The organism is Bacillus niameyensis (assembly GCF_001375535.1).
Taxonomy (GTDB): domain Bacteria; phylum Bacillota; class Bacilli; order Bacillales; family Bacillaceae_C; genus Lederbergia; species Lederbergia niameyensis.
This window is the reverse complement of record NZ_LN831197.1, coordinates 2,987,972-2,997,212: the sequence shown is the minus strand read 5'-3', so window position 1 is coordinate 2,997,212 and position 9,241 is coordinate 2,987,972. Positions and strand designations below refer to the sequence as shown.

The 9,241-nt window shown below is 41.1% G+C and carries 6 protein-coding genes, 1 rRNA gene and 4 other annotated features; of the genes, 6 read left to right on the top strand and 1 reads right to left on the bottom strand.

Annotated elements, in window-relative coordinates; genetic code table 11:
- Positions 1 to 199, top strand: a sequence feature (23S ribosomal RNA rRNA prediction is too short).
- Between the two features lie 48 nt (positions 200 to 247).
- Positions 248 to 596: a sequence feature (23S ribosomal RNA rRNA prediction is too short), on the top strand.
- A gap of 9 nt (positions 597 to 605) precedes the next feature.
- Positions 606 to 1,473 (top strand) — a sequence feature (23S ribosomal RNA rRNA prediction is too short).
- Positions 1,474 to 1,615: 142 nt separating this feature from the next.
- Positions 1,616 to 1,731 (top strand): 5S ribosomal RNA (rrf, locus tag BN1243_RS14195).
- A gap of 267 nt (positions 1,732 to 1,998) precedes the next feature.
- Here the strand turns inward: rrf and BN1243_RS14190 are convergent.
- Entirely contained in the window at positions 1,999 to 2,988 is a 990-nt protein-coding gene (locus BN1243_RS14190) for a YaaC family protein (protein ID WP_084781931.1), read from the bottom strand.
- 73 nt (positions 2,989 to 3,061) lie between these two features.
- Between BN1243_RS14190 and guaB the strand changes: the two genes are divergently transcribed.
- The 5 genes from guaB (at position 3,062) to serS (ending at position 9,225) form a co-directional block, all read left to right on the top strand.
- Entirely contained in the window at positions 3,062 to 4,528 is a 1,467-nt protein-coding gene (guaB, locus tag BN1243_RS14185) for an IMP dehydrogenase (RefSeq protein WP_062107859.1), read from the top strand.
- Positions 4,529 to 4,708: 180 nt separating this feature from the next.
- A complete protein-coding gene (locus BN1243_RS14180; protein ID WP_326569840.1) occupies positions 4,709 to 6,052 on the top strand; it encodes a serine hydrolase in 1,344 nt (447 codons plus the stop codon).
- Positions 6,053 to 6,175: 123 nt separating this feature from the next.
- Positions 6,176 to 7,057, top strand: a complete 882-nt coding sequence (pdxS, locus tag BN1243_RS14175) for a pyridoxal 5'-phosphate synthase lyase subunit PdxS (protein WP_062107857.1) — start codon at positions 6,176 to 6,178, stop codon at positions 7,055 to 7,057.
- Position 7,058: 1 nt separating this feature from the next.
- Positions 7,059 to 7,643 carry a pyridoxal 5'-phosphate synthase glutaminase subunit PdxT gene (pdxT, locus tag BN1243_RS14170; protein WP_062107855.1) on the top strand — a complete coding sequence of 195 codons (585 nt, stop codon included), beginning with the start codon at positions 7,059 to 7,061 and terminating at the stop codon, positions 7,641 to 7,643.
- Positions 7,644 to 7,690: 47 nt separating this feature from the next.
- Positions 7,691 to 7,906 (top strand) — a binding site (T-box leader).
- A 44-nt stretch (positions 7,907 to 7,950) separates the two neighbouring features.
- Positions 7,951 to 9,225: a serine--tRNA ligase gene (gene serS / locus BN1243_RS14165; protein ID WP_062107852.1), complete on the top strand. Its 1,275-nt coding sequence runs from the start codon at positions 7,951 to 7,953 to the stop codon at positions 9,223 to 9,225.
- Positions 9,226 to 9,241: the final 16 nt, after the last annotated feature.

The window sequence follows — 9,241 nt, the reverse complement described above, 5'->3', positions numbered from 1 at the left end:
CCACCTCCCCGCCGTTTGAGTAATGGGGGGACGCAGGAGGATAGGGTAAGCGCGCTGCTGGATATGCGCGTCCAAGCCGTTAGGCTGAAGAGGAGGCAAATCCTTCTCTTTAAAGCGGAGCGGTGATGGCGAGGGAAATATAGTACCGAAGTTCCTGATTCCACACTGCCAAGAAAAGCCTCTAGCGAGGCGGGAGGTGCCCGTACCGCAAACCGACACAGGTAGGCGAGGAGAGAATCCTAAGGTGATCGAGAGAACTCTCGTTAAGGAACTCGGCAAAATGACCCCGTAACTTCGGGAGAAGGGGTGCTCTTTTGGGTGAAAGCCCGAGAGAGCCGCAGTGAATAGGCCCAGGCGACTGTTTAGCAAAAACACAGGTCTCTGCGAAGCCGCAAGGCGAAGTATAGGGGCTGACGCCTGCCCGGTGCTGGAAGGTTAAGAGGAGTGCTTAGGCGCAAGCCGAAGGTACGAATTGAAGCCCCAGTAAACGGCGGCCGTAACTATAACGGTCCTAAGGTAGCGAAATTCCTTGTCGGGTAAGTTCCGACCCGCACGAAAGGCGCAACGATCTGGGCACTGTCTCAACGAGAGACTCGGTGAAATTATAGTACCTGTGAAGATGCAGGTTACCCGCGACAGGACGGAAAGACCCCGTGGAGCTTTACTGCAGCCTGATATGGAATGTTGGTGCAGCTTGTACAGGATAGGTAGGAGCCGTCGAAGCAGGAGCGCCAGCTTCTGTGGAGGCATCGGTGGGATACTACCCTTGCTGTACTGACATTCTAACCCGCACCCGTGATCCGGGTGGGAGACAGTGTCAGGCAGGCAGTTTGACTGGGGCGGTCGCCTCCTAAAGAGTAACGGAGGCGCCCAAAGGTTCCCTCAGAATGGTTGGAAATCATTCGCAGAGTGTAAAGGCACAAGGGAGCTTGACTGCGAGACCTACAAGTCGAGCAGGGACGAAAGTCGGGCTTAGTGATCCGGTGGTTCCGCATGGAAGGGCCATCGCTCAACGGATAAAAGCTACCCCGGGGATAACAGGCTTATCTCCCCCAAGAGTTCACATCGACGGGGAGGTTTGGCACCTCGATGTCGGCTCATCGCATCCTGGGGCTGTAGTCGGTCCCAAGGGTTGGGCTGTTCGCCCATTAAAGCGGTACGCGAGCTGGGTTCAGAACGTCGTGAGACAGTTCGGTCCCTATCCGTCGCGGGCGCAGGAAATTTGAGAGGAGCTGTCCTTAGTACGAGAGGACCGGGATGGACGCACCGCTGGTGTACCAGTTGTCTCGCCAGAGGCATAGCTGGGTAGCTATGTGCGGAAGGGATAAGTGCTGAAAGCATCTAAGCATGAAGCCCCCCTCAAGATGAGATTTCCCTTGGTTTATACCATAAGACCCCTGAAAGATGATCAGGTTGATAGGTCCGAGGTGGAAGTGTGGCGACACATGGAGCTGACGGATACTAATCGGTCAAGGGCTTAATCAAATGAATGTTTTTCAATTACTACTTCTCTTTTATCTGGTTTTGAGGGAATGAACCTCATTAAAAGGATCTTCTGCTAAGATCGCTCACGTCCTGTGAGCAACGCAGAAGTCAGCACATCCTGTGCAAGTAGTCTGGTGACGATAGCGAAGAGGTCACACCCGTTCCCATCTCGAACACGGCAGTTAAGCTCTTCAGCGCCGATGGTAGTAAGGGGCTTCCCCTTGTGAGAGCAGGACGTTGCCAGGCGATCAAGACATCCAAATATGGGTGTCTTTTTTGTGTTTGTAGATCGGCCTTTCTTAGTAAAAAAGAGAATACACTTGAGGCTGGAGCTAACTGTTTATCTAAGTAAATATTTAAGCTATTATTACATAGTTGCTCGTCTTTTAAATTATTTTGTCCCAGCCTATTTCACTAAAGTAAAGGGAACTCCTATCTAATCTATTCCAGCGGTTAAAGAAATTAGAAATTCCCCCACTAGATTTTTGAGGGCAATGACCTAATATCCAGCTTTTATGTTACTAACTCATTTAAAAAGCGTTCAATAAGAAAGGGGCTCTTTTCTTCGGTAATATCTAGAAATTCAGTAATAAACGGAAAGTCTGAATTAGGTGTTGTTTTTATAAGTTCCATCCACCACTCTGTTTCATAGCGAGATATCATACTCAAATTATAAAGAAGTAAATAGTGAATAATTAAATCAGGAAGATTTGAAAATGGCTGTATTCTAGATGGAAGGTAAAGGTTTTGCTTTTTAAGATGCCATCTAAACGGAGCGGGTACGGTTATTGACTTTTCAAGTGATAGTAGAGATGATTTATTATTTTCCCAAAGGATATTCCCTTCACATTTATGATCCAAATACTCCTTCAACCTTCTACTATCCATAAAGTATAGTTCTTCGATTTTTTTTGGAATGATGCATGTTTTCTCGTCGGTCTGTTCTAGTGAAATCATGTTCTTTTTATTTGTTAGGAAGTAATAGATATCATCTAGTTCAACAACTAAAAATAATAAATCAGCCATCTTAAATTTCTCCCCTTCAAGTTGTTTCACGTGAAACAACTGTTCTGAAAAATAACTACATAATCCATTTTTTTGTATCTTTATTTCATCATCAAGGAATTTATAATTGCGCTTTTTACGCTTTCTTGTAGATACTCCGTGGGCAAGAACTGAAGTAGAACTAGGATAAAAAGGATCTACTGTTAAAAGACATGCTTTAATGAGATGAATTAGTCCATAATAGAGCATAATAGGTTTAATGGATAAAGGAGCTTTAGAAGCTTCGTTATAAAAAGCTTCCCCTTGTTCAAGATAATAGATAAAAGGATAGCAATTATCGTAACTCTTTGTTTCTGCATCTTTTATTTTAAGTTTGGTGTAACATTTGGATAAAAATTTTTGCGTAGTATCTGCAGAATAAAAGAAGTGTATTCGTTTCCATGAACCATGTATAGTATCCAAATAAATGACCTCCAAATAGTTTGAAAAATGGAACATCGTTTGATCTCCTTGACAGTATTTTAACCAATTGATAACCTACTAATAATATTTTGGTACGGGAGGCTATAAAATGTGGGAATCCAAGTTTGCTAAAGAAGGTTTAACATTTGATGATGTGCTTTTAGTTCCAGCAAAGTCTGACGTATTACCGAAGGATGTTAATTTACAAGTTGAATTAACAAAAACCTTAAAATTAAATATCCCAATCATAAGTGCGGGAATGGATACAGTCACCGAATCAAAAATGGCTATTTCAATGGCTCGTCAAGGTGGTCTAGGAATTATCCATAAAAATATGAGTATTGATGCTCAGGCAGAAAAGGTTGATAAGGTTAAACGTTCTGAAAGTGGCGTTATTAAAGATCCTTTCTTTTTAACACCTGAACATAAGGTCTATGATGCTGAGCATTTAATGGGGAAATACCGTATTTCAGGTGTTCCTATTGTAAATAATGAACAAGAACGGATATTAGTTGGAATTATTACGAATCGTGATATGCGGTTTATTCAAGATTATTCTCTTTCAATAACCGATGTCATGACGAAAGAAAATCTTGTGACTGCACCTGTAGGTACTTCTTTAGAGGAAGCGGAGAGTATTTTACAGCAACATCGGATTGAGAAGTTACCACTTGTAGATGATCATGGCGTTTTAAAGGGATTAATTACGATAAAAGATATTGAAAAGGTTATTGAGTTTCCGAATTCCGCAAAGGATAGCCATGGCCGCTTGTTAGTAGGCGCAGCAGTAGGTGTTACAAAGGATACGATGAAGAGGCTAGAAAAGCTTGTACAGGCACAGGTGGACGTCATAGTGATCGATACAGCCCATGGACATTCTGCTGGTGTAATTAATACAGTAAAAGAAATTAGAAAGATATACCCAGATTTAAATATTATCGCAGGGAATGTTGCAACTGCTGAAGCAACCGCAGAGTTATTTGATGCTGGCGCTGATGTTGTAAAAGTAGGGATTGGACCTGGATCTATTTGTACAACTAGGGTTGTCGCAGGTGTGGGGGTTCCGCAAATATCAGCTGTGTATGATTGTGCGACTGAAGCAAGAAAGCACGGAAAGGCCATTATAGCTGATGGCGGAATTAAATATTCAGGTGATATTGTCAAAGCATTAGCAGCCGGTGGACATGCCGTAATGTTGGGAAGTATGTTAGCTGGTACTTCGGAAAGTCCTGGAGAAACCGAAATTTATCAAGGACGCCGTTTTAAAGTATATCGTGGTATGGGGTCAGAAGGAGCAATGGAGAAAGGTTCCCGTGATCGTTATTTCCAGGAAGATAACAAAAAGTTTGTCCCAGAAGGAATTGAAGGACGTTTACCATATAAGGGGCCATTAGCAGATACGATTTATCAGCTAGTAGGTGGGTTACGTTCAGGAATGGGCTATTGCGGTGCTTCTGATTTAACATACTTACGCGAACAAGCACAGTTTATTCGAATGACTGGTGCTGGTTTACGCGAAAGTCACCCTCATGATATCCAAATTACTAAGGAATCACCAAACTATTCTATCACTTGATGGAAGAGATACTTGAATTTTAGGCAGGGACAATTTGTTTTAAAATCGTCCCTGCTGTTTTTTTAGGTTCAATAGAGGAATCGATTAAAAAGATGTTACAATCTCCATTGTGTTCTACAAAATCAAGCTTTTATGTGATAAAATGACAAAGATGTACATAATTTGTTGGAGGGCTTACATGTGAAAATAAGATCGAACAAGAGATATATTGCTTTTTCAATGATATTTTTATTGCTATTTAGTATCATTCAAATTCCTAGTCGCTCATACGCACAAGATACATTAGATGTTCATGCGGATGCCGCCATTATTATAGAGCCAACTACAGGGAAAGTTCTCTATGGTAAAAATATAGATACTCCTCTTGGTATTGCGTCCATGACAAAAATGATGACAGAATATCTCATGTTCGAGGCTATTGAACAAAAGAAAATTTCATGGGAGCAAGAAGTAACTATAAGTGATAAGATTTATGAAGTTTCTCAAGACACTAGTCTATCTAATGTGCCCTTATTAGCTGGTGAGCCATATACAATTCGAGAACTATATGAAGCATTGGCTATTTACTCTGCAAATGGTGCCACAATGGCGATTGCAGAAGCTATTGCTGGTACTGAATCTAAATTCGTTGAAATGATGAATGCTAAGGCGGAAGAACTCGGGCTAGAGCATTATAAATTCGTGAACTCGACAGGTCTTAATAATGCAAGTTTAAAAGGAAAGCATCCAGAGGGGACAGGTCCAGACGACGAGAATATGATGTCAGCACGTTCAACAGCTCAATTGGCCGCAAGGTTATTGAGGGATTACCCCCAAGTGCTTGAAACAGCAAGTATTCCGAAAAAGAAATTTAGAGATATACCAGGTGAAATGAAAAACTGGAATAAGATGCTTCCATCATTGCTATTTGAATATCCTGGTGTCGATGGGTTAAAAACGGGAACAACTGATTTTGCAGGTCATTGTTTTACAGGAACAGCCACTCGCGGGGATTTTCGAGTTATTACAGTTGTAATGGGTGCAACGGATGCAAATGGGAATGAAACAGAACGTGATCGGTTCGATGAAACAAAGAAATTGATGGAATATGCCTTTAATAATTATTCTATGAAAGAGATTCTTCCAGCGAATTATCAAGTGAAAGATAATGAATCTTTGGCAGTAGATAAAGGTAAAGAAAAGAGTGTTAAAATCCAAACGGATGAGTCTTTAACGATGGTTGTTAAAAACGGAGAAGAAAAGGCTTATCAACCAGTTTTAACTATAGATAAAAAGAAGCTGAATAAAGAAGGCGAACTAACTGCACCTATTAAAAAAGGAGAGCAGATCGGTACACTTGAAATTAGCTATCAAGGACAAGAGGATCTAGGATTTGTATCTGATAATCTAAAACCAGTTGTTAAAGTGGTAGCAGCTGAAGATGTAGAAAAGGCAAACTGGTTTGTACTCATGATGCGTGGAATTGGAGGCTTTTTCTCTAACTTATGGACAGGTATAACAGATACAGTAAAAGGTTGGTTTTAAATAACAGTGAGTGCTTCCCTATATTGACAGGGAAGCATTCTTGTAGTTAACTAAAAATATGATCCAATTATTCCGATAGTTTTAATTAGAGAAATAAATATTGATTTTAAGGGGAGAATTTAGATGAAAACAGGCACTGATCGAGTAAAGCGTGGTATGGCTGAGATGCAAAAGGGCGGCGTCATTATGGATGTAGTGAATGCAGAACAAGCTAAATTAGCTGAAGCTGCTGGAGCCGTTGCTGTTATGGCACTTGAACGCGTACCTTCTGATATACGTAAAGCAGGTGGAGTTGCAAGAATGGCAGATCCTACGATCGTAGAAGAAGTTATGAATGCTGTATCTATTCCTGTCATGGCAAAAGCTAGAATTGGACATATTGTGGAAGCACGAGTTTTAGAGGCAATGGGTGTAGATTATATTGATGAAAGTGAAGTTTTAACACCTGCTGATGAAGAGTTTCATTTAAATAAAAAGGAATATACAGTTCCATTTGTTTGCGGATGCCGTGATTTGGGAGAAGCGACTCGCCGTATTGGTGAAGGAGCATCCATGCTTCGAACAAAGGGAGAGCCGGGAACTGGGAACATTGTGGAGGCAGTTCGCCACATTCGTAAAGTAAATGCACAAATTCGTAAAGTAGTAGCTATGAGTGAAGATGAGTTAATGACAGAGGCAAAGCTACTTGGAGCTCCTTATGAGTTGCTGTTAGAAATTAAACAGCTTGGCCGCTTACCAGTCGTTAATTTCGCAGCTGGCGGAGTTGCTACACCAGCAGATGCTGCTTTAATGATGCAACTTGGTGCTGATGGAGTATTTGTAGGATCAGGTATTTTTAAATCGGAAAATCCTGAGAAGTTTGCTCGTGCGATCGTCGAAGCAACAACTCATTTCCAAGATTATGCGAAAATTGCTGAACTTTCTAAAGGGCTTGGTTCTGCAATGAAGGGAATTGAAATATCTACTTTATCACCTGAAAATCGTATGCAAGAACGCGGGTGGTAAAATGGTGAAGGTTGGTATTCTCGGGCTACAAGGTGCGGTTCGCGAACATGCTCGTGCTGTTCAAAACTGCGGTGCAGAACCAATTGTTATTAAAACAGCAGAACAATTAACTGAAGTTGATGGTTTGATTCTACCAGGTGGAGAAAGCACGACGATGCGTAGGCTTATAGATCGATACGAATTGCTAGAACCTTTGAAACAATTTGCTGTTCAAGGTAAGCCAATGTTTGGAACATGTGCCGGCCTAATTTTATTAGCTAAGCGGATTTCGGGACAATCTGGATCCCATTTAGGTTTAATGGATATTACAGTGGAACGGAATTCCTTTGGCAGACAACGGGAAAGCTTTGAAGTAGATATTCCGATAGCAAAAGTTGCAGAGGATCAAAAAATGACTGCCGTATTCATTAGGGCTCCTCATATTAAAGAAGCTGGGGAAAATGTTGAAGTACTTGCTAAGTATGAAGGACGAATAGTTGCTGTGAAGGAAGGGCAGTTCCTCGGATGTTCTTTTCATCCCGAATTGACAGATGATGATCGGTTTACACAATTCTTTGTTCAAATGGTAAAAAAATCACTCCAATGAAATTTGCAATTACTTTCTCCATATAGTATAGTATGGGAAAATTATATGAAAATGTGATGAGAGGAAATAGTAATGATGTTGTAATCTATAGAGAGCCAGTGGCTGGTGAAAACTGGTGATGCAGCTTCATGAATCCATCCTTGAGCAAAATGCCGAACGGAATAAACTAGTAAGCATTTTCGGTATCAACCGTTATTGATCAAGTGGAAGGTATTATTTGCCTTCAATTTGGGTGGCAACGCGGGTTAACTCTCGTCCCTATATTAGGGATGGGAGTTTTTTATTTTTCCTTAGGAGGTTAAAGTCAATGTTAGATATGAAATTTTTACGCGAAAATTTTGCAGATATTAAGGAAAGACTGCAACATCGTGGAGAGGATTTAAGTGATTTAAGCCAGTTTGAAAGCCTAGATCAGGAGCGGCGAGAAGCCATTTTAAAAGTCGAGCAATTGAAAAGTAAAAGGAACGAGGTTTCCCAACAAATTGCTAAAATGAAAAAGGAAAAGCAGAACGCAGATGAAATGATCACCGAGATGCGTACTGTTGGTGAAGAAATAAAAGAATTAGATCAGCATCTTCGAGGTGTAGAGGAACGATTGAATCATTTGCTTTTATCAATTCCTAATATTCCACATGAAAGTGTTCCAGTCGGAGAGACAGAAGACGATAATGTTGAAATTCGTAAATGGGGAGAAGTGCAGGATTTTGAATTTGAACCAAAGCCACATTGGGAAATCGCAGGAGATTTGGAAATACTCGATTTTGAGAGAGCGGCAAAAGTAGCGGGTAGTCGCTTTGTTTTTTATAAAGGTCTTGGTGCTCGTTTAGAGCGAGCTCTAATTAGTTTTATGATGGATCTTCATGCGGATGAACATGGCTATCAGGAAGTGTTGCCTCCATATATGGTGAATCGTACAAGTATGACAGGAACAGGGCAACTCCCTAAATTTGAAGAAGATGCTTTCCTAGTAGAACAAGAAGATTATTTCTTAATTCCAACAGCAGAAGTTCCAGTTACTAACTATCATCGCGATGAAATTTTAGATGTGGAAAAATTACCTTTGAATTATGTTGCCTATAGCGCCTGTTTCCGTTCTGAAGCGGGATCAGCAGGACGAGATACTCGCGGACTGATCCGCCAGCATCAATTTAATAAAGTAGAATTGGTAAAATTCGTGAAGCCTGAGGATTCTTATCGAGAATTAGAGTTATTAACGGGTCATGCAGAAAAAGTGTTGCAGTTGCTCGGTCTTCCCTATCGAGTATTGAGCATGTGTACGGCAGATCTTGGATTTACAGCTGCTAAGAAATATGATTTGGAAGTGTGGTTACCAAGCTACCAAACGTATCGAGAAATTTCTTCTTGTTCTAATTTTGAAGCTTTTCAAGCAAGACGTGCCAATATTCGCTTCCGCCCTGAAGCGAACGCTAAGCCACAACATGTTCACACATTAAATGGTTCAGGATTAGCCATCGGTCGAACTGTTGCAGCAATTTTAGAAAATTACCAGCGGGCTGATGGGACTGTTGTTGTTCCAGAGGTTCTTCGTCCATATATGAGAGGAAAGGCTGTTATTGGGTAAAACAATAGGATTCGTA

Bases quoted from the DNA above. Each gene is read 5' to 3' on its own strand.
- BN1243_RS14190 (WP_084781931.1), bottom strand. From the start codon at position 2,988: ATGTTCCATTTTTCAAACTATTTGGAGGTCATTTATTTGGATACTATA.
- guaB (WP_062107859.1), top strand. From the start codon at position 3,062: ATGTGGGAATCCAAGTTTGCTAAAGAAGGTTTAACATTTGATGATGTG.
- pdxS (WP_062107857.1), top strand. From the start codon at position 6,176: ATGAAAACAGGCACTGATCGAGTAAAGCGTGGTATGGCTGAGATGCAA.
- pdxT (WP_062107855.1), top strand. From the start codon at position 7,059: ATGGTGAAGGTTGGTATTCTCGGGCTACAAGGTGCGGTTCGCGAACAT.
- serS (WP_062107852.1), top strand. From the start codon at position 7,951: ATGTTAGATATGAAATTTTTACGCGAAAATTTTGCAGATATTAAGGAA.